We start from the raw sequence: 19443 nt of genomic DNA on the forward strand, positions 1-19443 counted from the left end.
ATCGTAGGACATTCTGTCTGCCGGATGCGATGCCGCGGAGCGGCGGCGCTCAGCGTACGCCGCGGGCCGCCAGGGCCTCAGCGGTCTCCTCGGCATGGCGCAGCGACATCACCAGCAGCGGCATGATGAGCGCCTTCGGGGTGACGCGTCGGCCGCGGGCCCGCAGCGCCTCGCGGATCTGACCGGAGAACGCCAGGATCACGGGCACGGAGCGGATCGTCAGGGACAGGGCCAGGGAGATCCGGGAGGTGTCGACGCCGAGCTTCGCCAGAGGCGCCAGGGCGCGGTCGAATCCCTCCAGGATGTCTGAGGTGCGGGTGGTGAGCGTGAACAGCCCGGCCACCATGATCACCGCGACCACGCGGGAGACGTTGAGCAGGGCGACCTGCGGCTCGAGGAAGATCAGCTGGGGGACGGTGAGGATGAGCAGGATCCAGCGCAGACCCCACAGGCGCCGCAGCAGCCCGGAGACCCCGGTTCCGGCGAGCAGATGTCCGAGGACCACCAGGGCCCAGGCACCCAGGATCGCCCACGGGTTCTCCCGCTGCAGGGAGACCCCCAGGGCCAGCAGGAAGACCAGCAGGAACTTGACGCCGACCCCCGTGCGGTGCAGCACCGAGGTGCCCGGCTGATGCAGCGGCATGACCGCGGAGGCCGCGCCTCCGCCCGCAGGTCCCGCCGAGGTCGCCCGGGGTGCGCGGCGTCGCACGGACCCCGATGCCGGCCGTGCGGTCGTCATCGCGCGGGGGCCCCGCGGCGGCGCGCCCAGCTGAAGGGTGCGGGATAGGCCTTCACCAACGCGTGGGTGATGAGCACGGCGATCACCGCCTTGGCGAGGTCGCCCGGGAGGAATGCGGCGGTGGCGGCGGTCGCCTGGGGGAGCGTGAGGCCCAGCTGGTAGGCCATCACCGGAATGCCGCAGGCATAGATCACCCCGATCCCGCCCAGGGCGACGCTAAGAGCGGTCCGCCACCAGGCCAGCGGCCAGCGCCACTGAGTGAGAGCCCCGACGACGAGCGCGGCGGGGATCCAGCCCAGCGCGAACCCGGCGGTGGGGCCCGCGTAGACGCCGAGCCCTCCGGAGCCCTGCGCCAGCAGAGGCAGGCCGGCGACGACGAGGGCGTGCAGCAGTACCATGGCACCGGCCCCTCGCCAGGGGCCCAGGATCGCGCCGGCCAGCATCACCCCGAGGGTCTGCAGGGTGATCGGCACTCCGGCCACCACGGGGATGGCGAAGGGCTGGCCCAGCACCGCGACGAGCGCGGCGAACATGGCCATCTGGGCGATCCCGCGCACGGCGGCGGTGGCCGGGCCGGCGACGAGGGTCTCGGACGGGGGCATCGGGGCTCCAGGAGTGGGGCGTCCTGGCGCCGGCGAGTCGCGTCGCCGACGGTTTGAACGCTGTTCAATACGGTCTGCGGCCCCACTGTAGGCCGTGGAGACCGTCTCTCGCCACTGCGCCCCGGTCAGCTCTGCGCGGACAGCGGCGCTGATGCGGTCTCACCAGGGGACATGCGGCGCACATCACGCCGTGTTCCCGGTAGACTGTCTACACGGTGCGTCAGCGTTGCACCCCTGCGACGGCGGGTGAGAGCCCGTCGCCGAGTCGCTCGCTCGCCGAGCGCAGGTGCTGCGCACTCGACAGAGCCACGAGCCCCGATAAGGAGTGCGGCCCACGACATGTCCAACCCGATCTTCAACTCGCAGGCGTTCCCCTCGCAGTTCAAGGAGCGCGAGCGCCGTCGTTTCTACATGAGCGACCAGGGCACCGTGACCGAGCAGCCCCGGGCACAGCACCCCGGAGCCGGTCCGAGCTACGCCCAGCAGCACGGCATGCCCGGCCAGCAGGCCCCGGGTGCCGACCAGCTGCACCAGATGTACGGCCAGCCCTCGCCCACAGGCCAGGACCTCGGCCGGATGACCTATGACGAGGTCATCCGCAAGACCCTGATCAGCTTCGTCGTGGTGCTCGTCGGAGCGGGCATCTCCGTGACCGCCGGGGCGATGAGCTTCGGCCTGGCCAGCGGACTGATGCTGCTCGGCGTCCTCGGCGGCTTTGCCCTGGGCATGGTCAACGCGTTCAAGCGCGAGCCGAACCCGGCGCTGATCCTCGCCTACAGCGCCTTCCAGGGACTGTTCCTGGGCGGCATCTCGATGTTCCTGGAGTACCAGTTCCCGGGCATCGTGCTGCAGGCCGTCCTCGGCACCGCCATCGTCTTCGCCTCGGTGCTGGTGCTCTTCCGCTCCGGGAAGGTCCGCGCCACGCCCAAGCTGAACAAGATGTTCATGGTGGCCGGCCTGGCCTACCTGGTGTTCTGCCTGGTCAACTTCGGCCTGATGATGTTCGGCGGCACCAGCTCCATGTTCGGTCTGCGCACCGAGTTCAGCCCGTGGATCGGCCTGGCCATCGGCGCGCTGGCCATCCTGCTGGCCACCTACTCGCTGGTGCTGGACTTCACCAACATCCAGGAAGGCGTGGAGGCCGGCGTGGCGTCCAAGTACTCCTGGGCCGCGGCCTTCGGCCTGACCGTGAGCCTGGTGTGGCTCTACATCGAGATCCTGCGCATCATCGCCATCATCCGGTCCATGGCGGAATGACGCCGCAGTTTCGCTCCGGCTGCTGCCTGCGGCCGGCATGACATCGCGACGGGTCCGCCGCGCACCGCTTCCGGTGCGCTGCGGGCCCGTCGTCGTCCGGGGCGTCTCAGTCCCTGAACCTTCACACACTGATCCTTCGAGTCCAGGAGTGCTGTGCCACCATGGAGCGCATGAACGCTGAGGAAGCCCGCGGTGACGGCCGGAAGCCGCCGGCCGCCGTGCCGGTGGGCGCCCACGCCGCGGTTGCGAGCGACGCCGCGTCTGAGTCCGGCGTGTCCGGATCCGGCGCCGCCGCCGCTTCGAGCCCTGCGGGGGCGGACCCGGTGACCTCCGGGAAGCTCGAGCACGAGCGACTGGCCGGGCTCAGCGACGCCGAGCGGATCCAGGAGGACATCCCCTGGGGCGTGCGGATCGCCGCCGCCTGGTCCTGGCGCGTGCTGCTGATCCTGGCGTTCACCGGAGTGCTGCTGTGGCTGCTGAGCTACGTCTCGCTGCTGATCATCCCGCTGCTGGTGGCCGCGCTGCTGGCCACGCTGCTGCGCCCGGTCCACAACTTCTTCCGCACGCTGCGCTTCCCGCGGATCCTGGCGGCGATCACCACGATCCTGCTGCTGATCGGATTCGTCGTCGGCCTGCTGTACCTCGTGGGCCAGGAAATCATCACCGGCTTCGCGGAGATGGCCGACCAGGTGCGCGTCGGCGTGATGGAGCTGGTGGCCATGGCCGAGGAGATCGGCCGGGATCTCGGCATCTCCATCTCCGCCGAGGAGTTCAACCAGTGGATGGCCGAGGCCACCCAGTGGGTGCAGGACAACGCGGAGTCCATCCTGGGCGGAGCGATGTCCATCGGCTCCACGGCTGGAAACTTGATGGTCGGGCTGATCCTCGCGCTGTTCACTCTGATCTTCTTCCTCTCCGACGGCCACCGCATCTGGGACTTCTCCGTGAACTTCGTCCCGCGGAAGTTCCGTCCCGCCATCCACGGGGCGGGCCGGCGGGGCTGGTCGGCGTTGGGCTCCTATGTTCGCGTCCAGGTCTTCGTGGCCGCCGTCGACGCCGTCGGCATCGGCATCGGCGCCGCCCTGCTGGGAGTGCCCCTGGCGCTGCCCGTGGCCGTGCTGGTCTTCCTGGGTTCCTTCATCCCGATCATCGGTGCGGTGGTGACGGGCGCGATCGCCGTGCTGCTGGCGCTGGTGGCCAACGGGCTGGTCAATGCTCTGCTGATGCTCGGCGTGGTGCTGCTGGTCCAGCAGATCGAGTCCAACGTGCTGCAGCCCATCGTGATGGGCAAGGCCGTGAAGCTCCACCCGCTGGCCGTGGTGCTCGCGGTGACCGCCGGAACGACTCTGCTGGGCATCGTCGGGGCGCTCTTCGCTGTGCCGGTGCTGGCCTTCATCAACCGCTCGGTGCGCTACATCGTGAAGGAAGAGTGGCGGCACGACGACGAAGCCATCGCCATGGAACGAGAACAGCAGGAGGAGGAGCTGCGCCGGGTCGCCGCCCGCCGCGAGATCGAGGCCCAGGAGCAGGAGACCCTGGCCGGGATCAAGCGACGCTTCCTGGAGACCATGCCGGGACTGGACCCGGACAAGCCGGCCTTCGCCCGGCGTGGGGGCCGCGGCGGCAAGCAGGGCGACGGCGCCGGGGAGGAGGCCGAGGGCCCCGCTGCCGACTCGACTGCACATGACGCTGGCGTCTCCCGAGGCGACCGTGCCTCCGAGAAGGACTGACCTCTGAGAAGGACTGACACAGGACCACGATGACCCAGACCGACCAGATCGAGCGCGAGACCATGACATCCACTCCGAGCCCGCAGGGCTCCTCGGCCTCAGGAGACGCCATCACGGAGCATCAGGCGGAGCACCGGATCCCCGGACGGCACCTGAGCGTGCAGCTGGAGGATGTTCAGGCGGCCCGCGAGCTGCTGGACGGCGTCATCGTGCCGACCGCCATGGAGCACTCCCGTGCTCTGGGGCGCATGATGGACGCCACCGTGCATCTGAAGTGCGAGAACCTGCAGCGTGCCGGCTCCTTCAAGGTCAGGGGCGCGTATGTGCGCATGGCCCGGCTCTCCGCCGAGGAGAAGGAGCGCGGCGTCGTCGCGGCCTCGGCCGGCAACCACGCCCAGGGCGTGGCGCTGGCGGCCAAGAAGCTCGGCATCCGGGCGAAGATCTACATGCCGCGCGGAGTGGCGCTGCCCAAGCTGGCCGCCACGCGTGACCACGGGGCCGAGGTGATCCTGCACGGCTCCAATGTGGACGAGGCTCTCACGGAGGCCCAGAACTACGCCTCCGAGTCGGGTGCGGTGTTCATCCACCCGTTCAACAACACCGACGTGGTGGCCGGCCAGGGCACCATCGGCCTGGAGATCCTGGAGCAGGTCCCCGACGTCGACACCGTCATCATGGGCATCGGCGGCGGCGGACTGCTGGCCGGCAATGCGGTGGCCATCAAGCAGGAGGCGGCGCGACAGGGCCGCGAAGTGCGCATCATCGGGGTGCAGGCGGAGAATGCGGCTGCCTATCCGCCGTCGTTGGCCGCGGACGCGCTGGTGCCCATCAAGGGGGTCCGCACCATCGCGGACGGGATCGCCGTGGGGCGGCCCGGGAACATCCCTTTCGAGATCATCAAGGACCTCGTCGACGACGTCGTCACCGTCAGCGAGGACGCGATCGCCCAGGCGCTGATCTTCCTCATGGAGCGCTCGAAGATGGTGGTGGAGCCGGCCGGCGCAGTCGGCGTCGCCGCGCTGCTGGAAGGGAAGCTCGCCGGACTCGGCATCGAACCGAAGTCCATCGTGGCGCTGCTCTCCGGCGGGAACATCGACCCGATGCTCATGCTCAAGGTCATCCAGCGCGGCCTCTCCGCGGCGAACCGCTTCCTGACGGTGAAGCTGATGCTCAAGGACCGGCCCGGGGAGCTGGCGATGATCTCGCGTATCATCGCCGACACTGACGCGAATGTCACCGGGGTGGACCACACCCGCATCGGCGGGGCCCTGTCCATGGGCGACGTCTCCATCGTGATCAACATGGAGACCAAGGGGGAGGAGCACTCCGCCTTGGTGCTCAACAGTCTCCGCGCCGAAGGCTACGAACCGATCGTGATGAACTGATGCCCGTCTCGATGATGAAGTTCTCCGTCAGCGCCGGCGTGGGTCTCAGCGCCGGCGTCGGTGGCGAGGTCACCGAGGGCGGTGGACCTGACGGGGCCTGGGCGGATCTGATCGGCCTGGCGCTGATCGGTCTGATGTGGGCGCTGAGCCTGGCGGCGCTGGCCGGACTGGCGTGGTGGCTGGGTCGCTGGATGCGTCGCCGTGAGGAGAGACGGAAGAACCCCGCCGCCGAGGGCGACGGGGTGTCGTCTCGTGCTGCGGGGCGCTCTCGACGCCAGCAGCGTCGTCTGCGGCGCAGCGTCCGCCGAGGCCGCCGGCGTCAGAACAACGCCAGCGACCTCGACGGCTGGGTCTGATCAGCCGGTGAACGGCTCGGCGGAGACGATCTCCACCGGGATCTCCTTGCCGTTGGGCGCGGCATAGGACAGCGAGTCGCCGGCCTTGGCGCCGCTGATGGCCGCTCCGATCGGGGAGCTGGCGGAGTAGACGTCCAGGTCGGAGTCGCCGGCGATCTCGCGGTTGCCGAACAGGAACCGCATCTCATTGCCGGCGATCTTCGCCGTGACGACCATGCCGGGCACGACGGTCCCGTCGCCGGCGGGGGCGTCACCGACGTAGGCGTTCTCGAGCAGGTCGGTGAGGTAGCGGATGCGCGCCTCGGCCTTGCCCTGCTCCTCCTTGGCCGCGTGGTAGCCGCCGTTCTCCTTCAGGTCGCCCTCTTCGCGGGCGGACTCGATCCGGTCGACGATCTCCTGTCGACCGGGGCCGCTGAGGTGTTCCAACTCAGCCTTGAGGCGGTCATACGCCTCCTGGGTCAGCCACTGGGCGTTCTCATCGGTCTCGTGAGCGTGCGTCGACACTGTAGTTCTCCTTGGGTCTGAGGAGGAACCGGGCGCCGGGCCAGGGGCCCGACACGTCAGACGGCATCGCCCTCCGTGGTGGGGCGGACCCCTCCGGACAGCGATGCCGTGCGGTTCCTCGTCGTACATGCAGAGACCCCGCCTGAGGACGTGTGCCGCGGGATTGGTGCCCGGCAGCTCCCCGGCGGGGTGGTTCTGCGTTTCCACAATCGTAGTGGTGACGGGCCAGAACCTCAACGGCGCAGTGTCAACGGCACAGTGTCGTCCACGGCACAGGGTCGTCGTCGCTGCGAGGCTGGCAGTGCTGCCCTCACCTCCGGACGCTGAACAGTCTGCGCCCGGGTCCGTAGACCAGTCCCACCACGATCAGCGCGACGGCGATCATCACCACCGCCAGCGCAGCGGCGGCCTGGGGGTCGGACTGCTGCAGCAGGTACACCTCCACCGGGGCGGTCCGGGTGGTCCCGGCCGCGGATCCGGCGAAGGCCAGAGTCGCGCCGAACTCGCCCAGGCAGCGCGCGAAGCACAACACGGTCCCAGCCAGGAGACCGGGGCGGACCAGCGGCAGCACCACCCACCACAGGGTGGCCAGCGGGCCGGCCCCCATAGTCGCGGCCGCCTCCTCATACTCCCGGTCCAGCGACGCCACGGCGGACTCCACGGAGAGCACCATGAACGGCATCGCCACAAACGCTTGGGCCAGCACCACCGCGAGGGAGGTGAAGGTGATCTGCACGCCCAGGGCATGCAGCGGCTGGCCCACCAGGCCCATACGTCCGAAGGCCGCCAGCAGCGCCACACCGGCCACCACGGGCGGCAGCACCAGCGGCAGCAGCACCAGCGGACGCACCCAGGGCAGCAGGCGCGCCCGACCCCGGGCCATCAGCACCCCCAGAGGGATCCCGCAGACCAGACACAGCCCGGTGGCCGCCGTAGCCGTCTGGACGCTGAGCAGCAGGGCCTCCCGCGTGGTGGGGGAGGACAGCAGCTCCGGCACGGCCGGCAGGTCGGCTTCGACCAGGAGGGAGAGCACGGGAAGGGTCAGCAGCACGGCGCCGACGACGGCGGGCAGCCACAGCAGGCCGGGGAGAGCGCTCGTGCGTCGCACCATGGAGGGCTCAGTCGAGGCTCGAGGCCTCGGCGGCGGGGGGCGGAAGGAAACCTGCCTCCTCGAACGCGGTGCGCCCGGACTCTCCCACCAGCAGCGTGAACAGCTGCTCGGCGGCCTCCTGCTCCTGAGGCTCGGCGGCGACCGCGGCCCAGATCTGGGTGTCGTTGTGCGGGAAGTCCGGGATCTCGAAGACCTCGACCTCGTCGTCGGCGGCCTCGGCGTCGGTGAGGTAGGCGAAGCCGGCGTCGACCTCGCCCATGCGGACCTTCGTCATCACAGAGGCCACCGAGGTCTCCTCGGTGTCGGCGTGTACGTCCACGCCGAGCTCCTCCTGCATGGTGCGGGCCAGCTCCCCGCAAGGGACGTCCTCGGCGCAGGTCGCGGTGGTCAGCTCGGCGGCGTGGGCGATGAAGTCGTCGAAGCTGTCGATCTCGCCGGGGTTGTCCGCCGGCACCACCAGAGCCAGCCGGTTGGTGGCCAGCGGATAGGCGTCACCGGCGACCGCGCCGTCGTCCACCAGGTCCGCCATGTGGGTGCGCGAGGCCGTGATGACGATGTCGAAGGCGCGTCCCGAGCGGATCTGCGAGACCAGCGTGGAGGTGCCACCGTACTCGGACCTCAGGGTCACGCTGGCGCCGCGGGAGCGCAGGTCCTGGTCCACGCGCCGCAGCGCCGGCTCCACCGACGCCGCAGCGAGCACCGTGACCTCGGTGGTCGGAGTGGCAGGAGGTTCGGCTTCGGTGTCATCGTCGGAGCAGGCGGTGAGCACGAAGGCGGCGATGAAGCACACCAGCAGCGCCAGGGCGATCACTCCGCGCATGCGGTGGAACCAGGAGCCTGGTCGCATCAGTCGAGCTCCCAGCAGGAGTCCACGATGCCGGTGACTCCGCGGTGCTCGGTGCGCAGATCGGTGCGGAAATACTGGCTCCTGTCGGAGGAGTCGCTGCCCTCATGCGGGCCGATGGTGACGGTCTTGGCCCCGACGACGGCGTAGGTGTCGTCGAGGACCTGGACCATGCACTGCACGGTGGCGTCGAAGTCCTTGGTGACCTCATAGTCCACCGAGGCCTCGGTGTCCGAATGGATGATGTACCCGACATCCTTGGAGGTCATCTGCCCCACGGTGTTGCCGACGGTGAAGTACACGGCCACCGCCAGGGCGGCCGCCAGGGCCGCCACGATGAGCCACGTGCGGGTCCGGGCGGTCAGGGGGCGCTTGGCGGTGCCGTAGCGCTCGGCGAGGCTGGGGGAGGCGGGCGTGTGACTCATCGGGATTATTCTAGTGCGTCAGGGAGTTCTGATGCGTGGAGGGGTGAGGGCTCCCGCGCAGATTCGGGCGTCCCCGCTCAGTGCTGAGGACCTGCACCCCGACCACCTGTACCCCGACCACCGACACGGAGACCGACTGTGACCCCGACCCCAGACCATCCGGCTGACACCCTCTCTGCCTCGACGCCCGTGATCCGTCGGGACGCGGCGACGGTGAAGCCGCCGCGCGGACTGCGGGACGCCGTCGACCCACATGCCGAGGCGCCCCATGAGCATGTGCCACGGTCGAAAGGGCTCCGGATGCTGGCGGTGCACGCCCACCCGGATGACGAGTCCTCCAAGGGCGCGGCGATGATGGCCGCTTATGTGGACGCCGGCGCCGAGGTCGTGGTCGCCACGGCCACCGGAGGGGAGCGGGGGGACCTGCTCAACGAGGCGGCCGGGGAGCTGCAGCAGTGCCACCGGGACCTGACCGGCGTGCGTCGGCAGGAGATGCGTGAGGCCGCTGAGGCGCTGGGCATCGACCACGTGTGGTTGGGCTTCGAGGACTCGGGCCTGCCGGAGGGCGACCCGATGCCCCCTCTGCCGGCGGGGTCCTTCGCGACGCTGCCGCTGGAGCAGGCCGCCTACCCGCTGGTCCGGCTCGTCCGCCGTTTCCGCCCCCATGTGATCATCAGCTATGACGAGTCCGGCGGCTACCCGCACCCGGACCACATCATGTCCCACAAGATCTCGGTGGAGGCGTATCACGCCGCCGGAGACGCCCAGCGCTACCCGGATGCGGGCGAGCCGTGGGAGCCGCAGAAGCTCTACTATGACCGGGCCTTCAACCCCGGCCGGTTCCGGGCGATCCACGAGGCCCTCGTGGAGGCCGGCTACGAGTCCCCCTACGGGGAGCGGATCGCTCGCTACGACGACGACGGCGGCATACCCTGGCTGACCAAGCACGAGGTGACCACCCAGGTGCCGGTGGGCGACTACCTGGAGCTGCGCGACCGTGCCCTGCGCGCCCACCGCACGCAGGTGGAGCCGGACGGATTCTTCTTCGCCACGCCCAACGACTTCCTGCGCAAGGTGTGGCCCTACGACGACTATGTGCTCATCGACTCCCGGGTGGAGACGCAGCTGCCCGAGCACGACCTGTTCGCCGGGATCCGCTGACCTGCGCCGTGTGCTTTCGTTTTCTACACGGCGTAGACTTGGCCCTCGGACAAGCGACAGACTTCAGATCAGAGGCGAGAGACTCCCGTGCATCCTTTCCCTGCACTGACGAACTGGTGGCCCGGTGGGGGCGGCGGTGACACGCCTGACCTGCGCCCGGGCCTCGAGGAGTCTGACATCACCCCCGGCATCGAGGGGTTCCTGTTCACCGCGCTGATCGTCGTGCTGCTCATCGTGGTCGTCCGTGATCTGGCCAAGCGCATGCGCCGGATGAAGTACCGCTCCCAGGTGGAGGCGGAGCTGTCCGGGGAGGAGCCCGAGTTCCCCGGGGAGATCGTCCCCGCCGAGATCTCCGAGGCTCAGCAGCGGGCCCGAGACGCCGCGGCCGCCGACCGGTTCGGCACCGCGCAGCCCGCCGAGGACACCCCGGCCGAGGCCGACGACGAGCGTCCGGGCACCGAGACCGCCCGCTGATCCCTAGACTGGCGTCATGACTGACGCCTCATCCTCCCCGGCCCCTGTCACCCTGCCTTACGGAGAATGGCCCTCGACGATCACGGCGGAGCAGCTCGCCGTGGGCGGAAACCGGGTCTCCGCGCCGTCCCTGGTGGGACGGCATCTGTGGTGGACCGAGGGGATCGCGGCCGAGGCCGGGCGGCAGGCGATCGTGAGGACGGCGTCGCCGGTGACGGCCTCCTCCGATGGTGCCGCCGAGACAGTGACGGTGCTGCCGGCCCCCTACAATGCCCGGTCCCGGGTCCATGAGTACGGTGGTTCTTCCTGGCTGGCCTTCGACGACGGCGGCGACGCGCCGCTGATCCTGTTCGTGAACTTCGCCGACCAGCGCATCCACCGCTTCCGGGAGGGGGAGGACCCCACCCCGCTGAGCCCGATCGGAGAGACGGTCGCCTCCGCCGGCGGGCCCTCGCTGCGCTGGGCGCAGCCGATCCACGTGCACGGTCCCGACGGCGACGAGGTCTGGTGGATCTGTGAAGACCACACCCGCGGCTCGGGCATCGAACGGTACGTCGCCAGCGTCCCGCTGGACGGCTCCGCCGCCGACGACGCCGCCCGGGTGCGGCAGGTGACGCCGTCGTCGCGCTTCGTGGCCCACCCGCGCGTCTCGCCCGACGGTGCCCGGATGGCCTGGATCTCCTGGGAGCACCCGCAGATGCCCTGGGACGGCACCCAGCTGCACGTGGGACGGCTGGAGGCCGGCGTCGTCGTCGAGGACACCGTGGCCGACGGCGATACGGAGACCTCCGTGCTGCAGCCCGAATGGCGGGACGCCGAGCGGCTGATCTACCTGTGCGACCGCACGGGATGGTGGAACCCGTGGACCCTCACCGTGGGTGCGGACCCGGAGCCGGTGCTGCCGGCGGGGGAGGCCGCGGCCCAGGAGTTCGCCGGGCCCCTGTGGCAGCTGGGCCAGCGCTGGCTGACGCCGCTGGATGCCGACACCGCCCTGGTGGTCCACGGCACCGCCGTCGACCGCCTGGGCGTCCTGGACATCCCCACCGGGACGGTGACGCAGCTGGACCTGCCGCATACCCTCATCACGGGCGTGGTGCATCGCGAGGACGGGCTGCTGGCCTTCGCCGGGATGTCGCCGCAGCACTTCTCCGGGGTCCACGCCGCCGAGTTGGTGCGTCCTTCCGCGGGCGACGGGGACTGGCGCGTGGACGGTGTGCACACGGTGCGCTCCTCCCGGGACGACGCGCCGGACCCGGGGCTGCTGCCCGTGCCGGAGCCGATCACCGTGACCTCCGAGGAGGGGCAGGACATCCACGCGGTGCTCTATCGTCCGCGGAACACCGGGGCGCAGGCGCCGGAGGGCGAGCGGCCCCCGTTCATCGCCCAGGTCCATGGCGGGCCGACGGGGCAGGCCGCCGTCGGGCTGTCCCTGGCGATCGCCTACTACACCTCCCGCGGCATCGGCGTGGTGGACATCAACTACGGCGGATCCACCGGCTTCGGGCGCGCGTACCGGGAGCGGCTGAAGGGGCAGTGGGGTGTGGTCGACGTCGAGGACACCGCCGCGGTGATGCGCCACCTGGAGAGAGAAGGCATCGCCGACGGGCGGCGGCTCGGCATCGAGGGCGGCAGCGCCGGAGGGTGGACCACGCTGGCCTGCCTGACCCGCACCGACGTGTTCGCCGCCGGGGTCTCCAGCTTCGGAGTGGCCGACGCCGTCGCCCTGGCTCAGGACACCCATGACTTCGAGTCCCGCTACCTGGACGGGCTCATCGGCCGGTACCCGGAGGATGAGCACATCTACGTGGAGCGGGCCCCGCTGAACCATGTGGACTCGCTGTCCTGCCCGGTGCTCCTCCTCCAGGGCGACGAGGACCCGATCGTGCCGCCCAACCAGGCGGAGATGTTCCGTGACGCGCTCGCGGCCAAGGGCATCCCGCACGCCTACCTGCTCTTCGAGGGCGAGCAGCACGGGTTCCGGAAGGCGGAGAACATCATCGCCGCCCTGGAGGCCTCCCTGAGCTTCTACGGCCAGGTCTTCGGCTTCGAGCCTCCGGGCGTGCCGCGCCTGGAGCTCACCCGCTGAGGGTCGGTCGGGGTCTCCCGTCGAGTGGGGAATTTCTCGTGGTGGGAGAGCTGCGTCGCGCGTCGTATCACGAGTTTCTCCCCGACAGATTGCCGCCGCCGGGCCTCACCCTGGCGCACCCCGGGCCCTCAGCGCTCCCCGGACCTGCTGCGCCGCTCGTCTGAATCCATCCCGCAGATCGCTGCGGTCGAACCGCAGCACGAGCCACCCGTCGGCGAAGAACGCATTGTCCCGCACATGATCGGAGCGGTGCTGTTCTGGCGTGTAGTGGGTGGCTCCCTCGTACTGGATGGCGATCCGCCACTCGGGATAGCCCAGGTCCGCACGCGGGGAACCGGGGACCTCGGCGGCGGCCGGCACCTGGAGCTGCGGCTCGGGGAGACCCTCCCGGATGAGGGCCAGTCGGAGAAGGGTCTCCGGGGGAGAGTCTGACCCTTCACGGATCCACCGCAGCGCGGCCCTGGCGCGTCGCAGTCCAGGTGTTCCTGAGGCGACGTCGACGATGTCATCCAGCTGGTCACGTCCGGTGTGAGGCAGGCTGCGGCCTTCGTACCGGAGATACGGGGTGCGCACCAGCTGGTCTCCGAGCACCACCAGCTGCCGGATCGAACAGTCTGCGGCGAGCTCGATCCAGTTCCGGGCCGGTGAGCTCAGCATATGAGCTCCTTCGAGGACGACGTCCTGGTCCCGCACTGCGCACCGGTGTCCGACGACGCCTCGTCTCTGCACCCGCGTGTCGCGGGAGGCATGGCTGCTGAGGTGGACGGCGGTCTCCTGCGCCAGCCGAGGTGGGAGCCACAGGCCTCGCAGTTGGGCCGCCGTCGTATGGGACACCCAGGTTCCGGGAGTGTCTCGGACCAGCGCGGAGGCGGCGATCAGATGGCGGCGATCCGGGGCAGTCTCCTCCACGAGGGTCCGTGTCGCGTAGACCCCCGGCAGCAGCTTCACCACGTCGAGCCGGCGGAGCCTGTCATCGGGGACTCCGAGGGACCGGGCAGTCCTCCGGGTGAAAGCGGAGTGGAGGAGGTCGTCAGGGAGCGGACGTCGTCGGGGCATGCGACGAGTCTGCCGCGACCGGCCGATCACGCGTCGGCGTTTTCCACAGGGTGCGTCAGACGGACTGAGACGGGACGGCCAGGTCTCGCTCGGGTGGGGAATTCCTCGAGGTGCAGAGCCCGCACAGGAGCATGGACCTCGAAGAATTCCCCACCAGCCGAAGGGGCAGGCTCAGCGGGCGGGGTGCGCCGCCTCAGCCTCAGCTCGGTCGACGGCGGCTGCCTCCACCTCGTCCCCGTCCTCCTCGGTGTCGTCGTCGAACGGCACTCCTGTGCGGCGGGCGGAGTAGAGCTCCATGTCGATCAGGCCCTCCCGCTTGGCGACGATCGTGGGCACCAGCGCCTGGCCGGCCACGTTGAGGGCGGTGCGGCCCATGTCCACGATCGGCTCGACGGCCAGCAGCAGGCCCACGCCCTCCAGCGGCAGTCCGAGGGTGGACAGGGTCAGGGTGAGCATGACGGTCGCGCCGGTGGTGCCGGCGGTGGCGGCGGAGCCGATCACCGAGACGAACACGATGAGCACGTACTGGGTGATGGTCAGGTCGAGTCCGAAGAACTGGGCCACGAACAGCGCGGCGATCGCCGGGTAGAGGGCCGCGCAGCCGTCCATCTTGCTCACCGCCCCCAGCGGCACGGCGAACGAGGCGTACGCGCGGGGCACCCCGAGGTTCCGCTCGGTGACCCGCTGGGTCAGCGGCATGGTGCCCACTGAGGAGCGGGAGACGAAGCCCAGCTGCACGGCCGGCCAGACGCCGGTGAAGTACTGCTTGGCCGAGAGGCCGTTGGCCCGCACCAGCACGGGGTAGACCAGGAAGAACACGATGGCCAGACCCACGTACATGCACAGCACGAACACGCCCAGCGAGGACAGCGCGTCCCAGCCGTAGGTGGCCACGGCCCGGGCGATGAGCGCCAGGGTGCCGATCGGCGCCAGCCGGATGATCCACCACAGCACCTTCTGGATGATCGCCAGCACCGACGAGGTCACGTCCAGGAAGGGCTGGGCCTTCCTGCCCAGCAGCATGGCGGCGATGCCGATGGCGATGGAGATGACCAGCACCTGCAGCACGTTGAAGGTCAGCCCGGTGCTGATGGTGCCGTCGTCGGCCAGGGAGGAGTTCGCGGTGAGGCCCATGAAGTTGGCCGGCACGAGGGATTCGAGGAACCCGATCCAGGAGCCCTGGCGTCCGGGCTCCGCGGCGGCGTCGGCGGTGACGCCGGTGTGCTGGCCGGGCTGGCCGATCACGCCGATCGCGATCCCGATGAGCACCGAGATGAACGCGGTGATGGCGAACCACAGCAGCGTCTGGCCGGCGAGCCGTGCGGCGTTGGTGACCTCGCGCAGCTGGGCGATGGAGGTCACCACGGCGGTGAACACCAGCGGCACGACGGCGGCGGTCAGCAGGGACACGTAGATGCCGCCGACCTCGGTGACGGTGGCCGTCAGCCAGTTCGGGTCCTCCTCGGTGCCGCCCATGCCGCGGGCGAGGAACCCGACGGCCAGCCCCAGGATGAGGGCGGCCAGGATCTGGTTGCCGAAGGACGTCATCCAGGCGGGCAGCCGCCTGGCCGGTGGCGAGTCGGACGTCGTCTCTGCGGACTGCGCAGGTGCAGACATGGGGGTGCTCCGTTCCAAGGTCGTTCCGGACTCCGGGTCCGGGGTGGTCTCACGTCAGGCGGCAGGCGTCTGCCGCGGCACGGAGGGAGGAACGGGGCGCTTGTCCGCACTATTCCGCGTATGTCGCCAGGTTACGGAGGCGTGGTGGCGGTCACGGGGACCGCTGAGGACCTCGGGGCGGACCGACGACGGCGGCGGCGCCTCAGCCCAGGCCGGCCTCGGCGAGGAGCCGGCGTCGCCAGGCCTCGGTGGCGGCGATCTCGTTGAAGGTGAACAGGTGGAATCCGGCGATGTGCGCGCGGCTCTCCGGCAGGCCGCGCACCAGGCCCCGCACGAGGCCGTCGGGGCTGTAGCCGGCGGGGGAGAAGAACCTCCACAGCATGGTGCGCTGCTTCTTCAGGAAGTTCGCGGACTGCCCCAGGCCCAGGGAGGCGGAGATCCTCATGAGCTTCTGCCGACTGACGGGCCCGGGCATCCCCGCGTAGACCGGCAGCTCCACGCCGTCGGTCCGCAGCTGGGCGCCCCAGCGGAGGAAGGCGTCGGCGTCGAAGCAGATCTGGGTGAGGATCCTGTGGGCGTAGGGGGCTTTGTCCCGCATGGCCTGACGAACCTGCTCCGCGGACAGGCCGGCGTGCCCCTCGGGGTATCCGCCGATGCCGAGGTCCTTGAACAGGTGCGTGCGGTCCTGGAGGGCTCGCAGGACGTCCAGGGCTTCGGTAAACACACCGGCGGGCTGTCCGGCGTCGCCGGCGATGACGAACAGCCTGTCCACCCCGCCGGCCTCGAGGCGGGTGAGGATCTTGTCGAGCTCCTCGGGGCCGGTGATGAGCCGGGCCGCCAGATGCGGGGCCACGGTGTAGCCGGCCTGCCGCAGGGCGATCGACGTGGCGATGGTGGGTTCCAAACCCTTGCCGCCGGTGGCGGTGACGGTCAGCGGCACCTCGGTGGGCACATGGGCGCGGACCGTTCCCACGGTGGAGGAGAAGGGCATCACCTCGTAGCTGATGCCGGTGGCGAGCCGGGCGAGCACGGCGCGTTCGTCGTCGTTCCGGGTGAGGGGTCGCGCCATCGTCATCTCCTCGTGCGGGTCGGGCCTGGGGACCAGTATGGGGCCCGCGCCAGGTGGGCCGCCATCGACGCGGCCGCAGGCGCTGCGGGAGACTGGCGTCATGGGACATCGTCTGGCTGAGAGCCCTTCTCTGTACCTGCGTCAGCATGCCGAGAATCCGGTGGACTGGCACCCGTGGGGGCCGGAGCCCTTCGAGGAGGCCCGGCGTCGGGATGTGCCGGTGTTCCTCTCCATCGGCTATGCCGCCTGCCACTGGTGCCACGTGATGGCGGGGGAGTCCTTCGCGGACGAGGAGACCGCGGCGGTGCTGAACTCCCGTTTCGTGGCGGTGAAGGTGGACCGGGAGGAGCATCCGGACGTCGATGACGCCTATATGGCCGCCACCCAGACGCTGACCGGCCAGGGCGGGTGGCCGATGAGCGTGTTCACCCTGCCCGACGGGCGGGTCTTCCACGCCGGCACCTACTTCCCGCCGCTGCGGCGCGGCCGTGTGCCGGCCTTCCGGGAGGTGCTCGACGCCGTCCACGCGGCGTGGACGCAGCGCCGTCAGGAGGTGGAGGACTCGGCGGAGAAGATCGCCCAGGCGCTCGGTGCGCAGCGGCGACAGCAGTCGCAGATCGCGCTCAGCCCGGTCCTGGGCGACGAGGACGCCGACGGCGGCACCGCGGCGAGCCTTGAGAGCGCCTCCGACGAGTGGGTCGCGGATGCCCTGGCGACCCTGGCCGGTGAGGAGGACACCGTCCACGGCGGTTTCGGCGCCGCCCCGAAGTTCCCGCCCTCACCGCTGCTGGGGTTCCTGCTGGAGGAGTCCTTCTGGCGTTCTCGCCTCACGCACGAGCAGGACGAGATCGCCGGAGAGCTGGCGGTGCGCACCCTGGAGGCGATGGGTCGCTCCGCCCTGTTCGATCAGCTCGACGGCGGCTTCGCCCGGTATGCCACCGACCGTGCCTGGATGGTGCCGCACTTCGAGAAGATGCTGGCGGACAACGCCCAGCTGCTGGGGCATCTGGCACGGCTGAGCGTGCACCCGGCCGCCTCCGCGGCGCAGCGGCGCCGTGCCGAGCATCGGGCGCGGGCCACCATCGGGTGGCTGCGTCGCCGCATGGTCACTGCCGAAGGCCTGCTGGCATCCTCACTGGACGCGGACACGGTGGATGAGCAGGGCCGTCACGTCGAAGGCGGCACGTACCTGTTCAGCGATGCCGAGATCGTCGACGCCGCCCGTACCGCCGGGCTGGGCATGGACCAGGCTCGCCGGCTGGCCACGCTGAGCCGCGGCGCCCCGCCGGAGGGTGGCCACGTGGACGTCACCACCGGCCGCACCCTGCACTTCTCCGCCCCACTGAGCGCGGAGGACGAGCAGGACTGGGAGGCGGTGGCCGCCGAGCTGCTGCGGCGCCGGGATTCCCGACCCCAGCCGAGTCGGGACGAGAAAGTGGTGGCCTCCTGGAACGCGACGGCGGTCCGCTCCCTGGCCGAGGCCGCGATGCTGTGGGGCGAGGATGAGCCGCTGCACCTCGCCGAGGAGCTGGCCGAGTCGCTGTGGGGCCTGCATGTCCAGCACGGGGGCAGCGGCGTCTCCGGCGTCGCCCGGGTCTCCTACGGGGGTCGCACCGACGGCCGCCCGGGCACGGTGGCGGATCATGCCGAGGTGGCCTCAGCCTGCTTCGCCCTGAGCTCCGCCACGGGCCGGCGGTCCTGGCTGGACCGCGGCGTCGCGGTTCTGCGGGCTACCTTGGCCTCCTTCACCCGCCAGGGGGAGCAGGACTGGGAGGTGCTGGAGAACCTCGACGACGACGGACTGCTCACCGCCGCCCAGGCGGGCCCCAGCCTGGCCGGACCGTTGGACGGCCCCGAGCGGAGTGCGGTGGCCTGCCTGGCGGGCGCGCTGCAGACCGCCGAGGCCCTGGAGGTGCCGCTGGAGCTGCGGGCCACGGACCTGCTGCACCATGTGCGGCTGGTGGCGGCGAAGGCGCCGACGGTGGCGGGGGCGAGCCTGGTGGTGGCGCGCCGGGCCGCGCGGCGCTCGCCGGCGCTGCGGATGTTGGCCGCCGACGTCGACGACGCCCGGCAGGTGCGCCGGACGGCCGCGCTGGCGGGGATCCCGGTGGAGCCGGTGGAGCTGCCTGCGGATGCGCCTGCCGGAGGGCTTCAGCTCAGCGTGTGTCTCAATGCGCCCTCGGCGATGGTGTGTCTTCCGCCGGTGGGGACCGTGGAGGAGGCGTTGGAGGCGATCAGCCCAGCAGGGCGAACATGATGGCGATGTAGTGGCAGATGAACCCGATGAGCGTGCAGGCGTGGAAGAGCTCGTGGAAGCCGAACCACTGCACGGAGATGTTGGGGCGCTTCAGCGCGTAGAACACGGCCCCGGTGATGTAGGCGGCGCCGCCGGCGCAGATGAGGATCGCGGCTACGAGGTCGGCGGCGAAGAAGTCTCCCAGGAAGACGAGCGCGGCGAGCCCGAGGATCACGTAGACGGGGGTGTAGAGCCAGCGCGGCGCCGACGTCCAGAACAGTCGGAAGGCCACGCCGCCCAGTGCTCCGACCCACACGCCGATCATCAGGATGAGGTCCTTCGGGGCAGGCAGCAGCGCCAGGGTCAGGGGCGTGTATGTCCCGGCGATGATGAGCATGATGTTGGTGTGGTCTAGGCGTTTGAGCAGCAGCTTCGTGCGCGGGGACCAGCGGCCCAGGTGGTAGGTGGCGCTGACGGCGAAGAGCAGCAGCCCGGTGATCGCGTAGACCACGGAGGCGGCGCGCAGCGTCCCGGTGGGGGCCAGGGCGATGAGCACGATCCCGGCGGCCAGGGCGAGAGGGACCATGCCGGCGTGGAGCCAGCCGCGCATCTTCGGCTTCAGCGGCATCTCGGAGTCGAACAGGCGATCGACCGGTGCGACTCCGCCGCTGGGCTGCGCGCTGCCGGAGCCGTGTGCGCCGGCGGGCCGGTGGTGGTCGTCGACGCGTGCCCGGCGGGCGTCGAGGTCAGACTGCGGTGCCATGGAACCAGTCTAGTGACCCCAAGTGACC

At 70.5% G+C, this 19443-nt stretch carries 18 protein-coding genes; 8 read left to right on the forward strand and 10 right to left on the reverse strand.

Features of this window, described 5'->3' with window-relative positions; genetic code table 11:
* Positions 1–49 precede the first annotated feature (49 nt).
* On the reverse strand, positions 50–643 hold the full coding sequence (locus Q7C18_RS14825) for an energy-coupling factor transporter transmembrane protein EcfT (RefSeq protein ID WP_070160008.1): 594 nt from the start codon (positions 641–643) through the stop codon (positions 50–52).
* A gap of 92 nt (positions 644–735) precedes the next feature.
* Positions 736–1341 carry a biotin transporter BioY gene (locus tag Q7C18_RS14830; protein ID WP_311026022.1) on the reverse strand — a complete coding sequence of 202 codons (606 nt, stop codon included), beginning with the start codon at positions 1339–1341 and terminating at the stop codon, positions 736–738.
* 339 nt (positions 1342–1680) lie between these two features.
* On the opposite strand from Q7C18_RS14830, the gene Q7C18_RS14835 reads away from it, so the two are divergent.
* The 4 genes from Q7C18_RS14835 to Q7C18_RS14850 all read left to right on the forward strand — a co-directional run bounded on the left by Q7C18_RS14835 (position 1681) and on the right by Q7C18_RS14850 (position 6069).
* The gene (locus Q7C18_RS14835) at positions 1681–2598 is read left to right on the forward strand and encodes a Bax inhibitor-1/YccA family protein (protein WP_311026023.1); all 918 of its coding nucleotides are present in this window, start codon (positions 1681–1683) and stop codon (positions 2596–2598) included.
* Positions 2599–2768: 170 nt separating this feature from the next.
* Positions 2769–4328, forward strand: coding sequence for an AI-2E family transporter (locus Q7C18_RS14840; protein ID WP_311026024.1), 1560 nt, complete (start codon positions 2769–2771; stop codon positions 4326–4328).
* Between the two features lie 29 nt (positions 4329–4357).
* The gene (ilvA, locus tag Q7C18_RS14845; protein ID WP_237090105.1) at positions 4358–5713 is read left to right on the forward strand and encodes a threonine ammonia-lyase; all 1356 of its coding nucleotides are present in this window, start codon (positions 4358–4360) and stop codon (positions 5711–5713) included.
* On the forward strand, positions 5713–6069 hold the full coding sequence (locus tag Q7C18_RS14850) for a hypothetical protein (protein WP_311026025.1): 357 nt from the start codon (positions 5713–5715) through the stop codon (positions 6067–6069). The genes ilvA and Q7C18_RS14850 overlap by 1 nt, the downstream gene beginning before the upstream one ends.
* On the opposite strand, the gene greA is transcribed toward Q7C18_RS14850, so the two are convergent.
* The 4 genes from greA to Q7C18_RS14870 all read right to left on the reverse strand — a co-directional run bounded on the left by greA (position 6070) and on the right by Q7C18_RS14870 (position 8953).
* Positions 6070–6573, reverse strand: a complete 504-nt coding sequence (greA, locus tag Q7C18_RS14855; protein ID WP_311026026.1) for a transcription elongation factor GreA — start codon at positions 6571–6573, stop codon at positions 6070–6072.
* A gap of 310 nt (positions 6574–6883) precedes the next feature.
* Positions 6884–7684, reverse strand: coding sequence for an ABC transporter permease (locus Q7C18_RS14860; RefSeq protein WP_311026027.1), 801 nt, complete (start codon positions 7682–7684; stop codon positions 6884–6886).
* Positions 7685–7691: 7 nt separating this feature from the next.
* Positions 7692–8531 carry a molybdate ABC transporter substrate-binding protein gene (modA, locus tag Q7C18_RS14865; RefSeq protein ID WP_311026028.1) on the reverse strand — a complete coding sequence of 280 codons (840 nt, stop codon included), beginning with the start codon at positions 8529–8531 and terminating at the stop codon, positions 7692–7694.
* The gene (locus Q7C18_RS14870; RefSeq protein WP_070160023.1) at positions 8531–8953 is read right to left on the reverse strand and encodes a DUF4307 domain-containing protein; all 423 of its coding nucleotides are present in this window, start codon (positions 8951–8953) and stop codon (positions 8531–8533) included. The genes modA and Q7C18_RS14870 overlap by 1 nt, the downstream gene beginning before the upstream one ends.
* A gap of 300 nt (positions 8954–9253) precedes the next feature.
* Here Q7C18_RS14870 and mca point away from each other — a divergent pair, with 300 nt between their 5' ends.
* The 3 genes from mca (at position 9254) to Q7C18_RS14885 (ending at position 12674) form a co-directional block, all read left to right on the forward strand.
* Positions 9254–10114, forward strand: a complete 861-nt coding sequence (gene mca / locus Q7C18_RS14875) for a mycothiol conjugate amidase Mca (RefSeq protein WP_311026074.1) — start codon at positions 9254–9256, stop codon at positions 10112–10114.
* A gap of 87 nt (positions 10115–10201) precedes the next feature.
* A complete protein-coding gene (locus Q7C18_RS14880) occupies positions 10202–10588 on the forward strand; it encodes a hypothetical protein (protein WP_070160025.1) in 387 nt (128 codons plus the stop codon).
* A 16-nt stretch (positions 10589–10604) separates the two neighbouring features.
* Positions 10605–12674, forward strand: a complete 2070-nt coding sequence (locus Q7C18_RS14885) for a prolyl oligopeptidase family serine peptidase (RefSeq protein ID WP_311026029.1) — start codon at positions 10605–10607, stop codon at positions 12672–12674.
* Between the two features lie 105 nt (positions 12675–12779).
* Here the strand turns inward: Q7C18_RS14885 and Q7C18_RS14890 are convergent, their stop codons facing one another.
* The 3 genes from Q7C18_RS14890 to Q7C18_RS14900 all read right to left on the reverse strand — a co-directional run bounded on the left by Q7C18_RS14890 (position 12780) and on the right by Q7C18_RS14900 (position 16416).
* Complete coding sequence (locus Q7C18_RS14890; protein ID WP_311026030.1) at positions 12780–13730, reverse strand: hypothetical protein; 951 nt, start codon at positions 13728–13730, stop codon at positions 12780–12782.
* A 171-nt stretch (positions 13731–13901) separates the two neighbouring features.
* A complete protein-coding gene (locus tag Q7C18_RS14895) occupies positions 13902–15347 on the reverse strand; it encodes a dicarboxylate/amino acid:cation symporter (protein WP_311026031.1) in 1446 nt (481 codons plus the stop codon).
* A 202-nt stretch (positions 15348–15549) separates the two neighbouring features.
* Positions 15550–16416 carry a methylenetetrahydrofolate reductase gene (locus tag Q7C18_RS14900; protein WP_311026032.1) on the reverse strand — a complete coding sequence of 289 codons (867 nt, stop codon included), beginning with the start codon at positions 16414–16416 and terminating at the stop codon, positions 15550–15552.
* A 100-nt stretch (positions 16417–16516) separates the two neighbouring features.
* Between Q7C18_RS14900 and Q7C18_RS14905 the strand changes: the two genes are divergently transcribed.
* The gene (locus tag Q7C18_RS14905) at positions 16517–18673 is read left to right on the forward strand and encodes a DUF255 domain-containing protein (RefSeq protein ID WP_311026033.1); all 2157 of its coding nucleotides are present in this window, start codon (positions 16517–16519) and stop codon (positions 18671–18673) included.
* Here the strand turns inward: Q7C18_RS14905 and Q7C18_RS14910 are convergent.
* Positions 18651–19280 (reverse strand): hemolysin III family protein, encoded by a 630-nt coding sequence (locus Q7C18_RS14910; RefSeq protein ID WP_311026075.1) that lies wholly within the window; start codon positions 19278–19280, stop codon positions 18651–18653. The genes Q7C18_RS14905 and Q7C18_RS14910 overlap by 23 nt on opposite strands.
* Positions 19281–19443 lie beyond the last annotated feature (163 nt).

Source organism: Nesterenkonia sp. CL21, from assembly GCF_031705515.1.
In the GTDB taxonomy this organism is placed as follows: domain Bacteria; phylum Actinomycetota; class Actinomycetes; order Actinomycetales; family Micrococcaceae; genus Nesterenkonia; species Nesterenkonia aethiopica.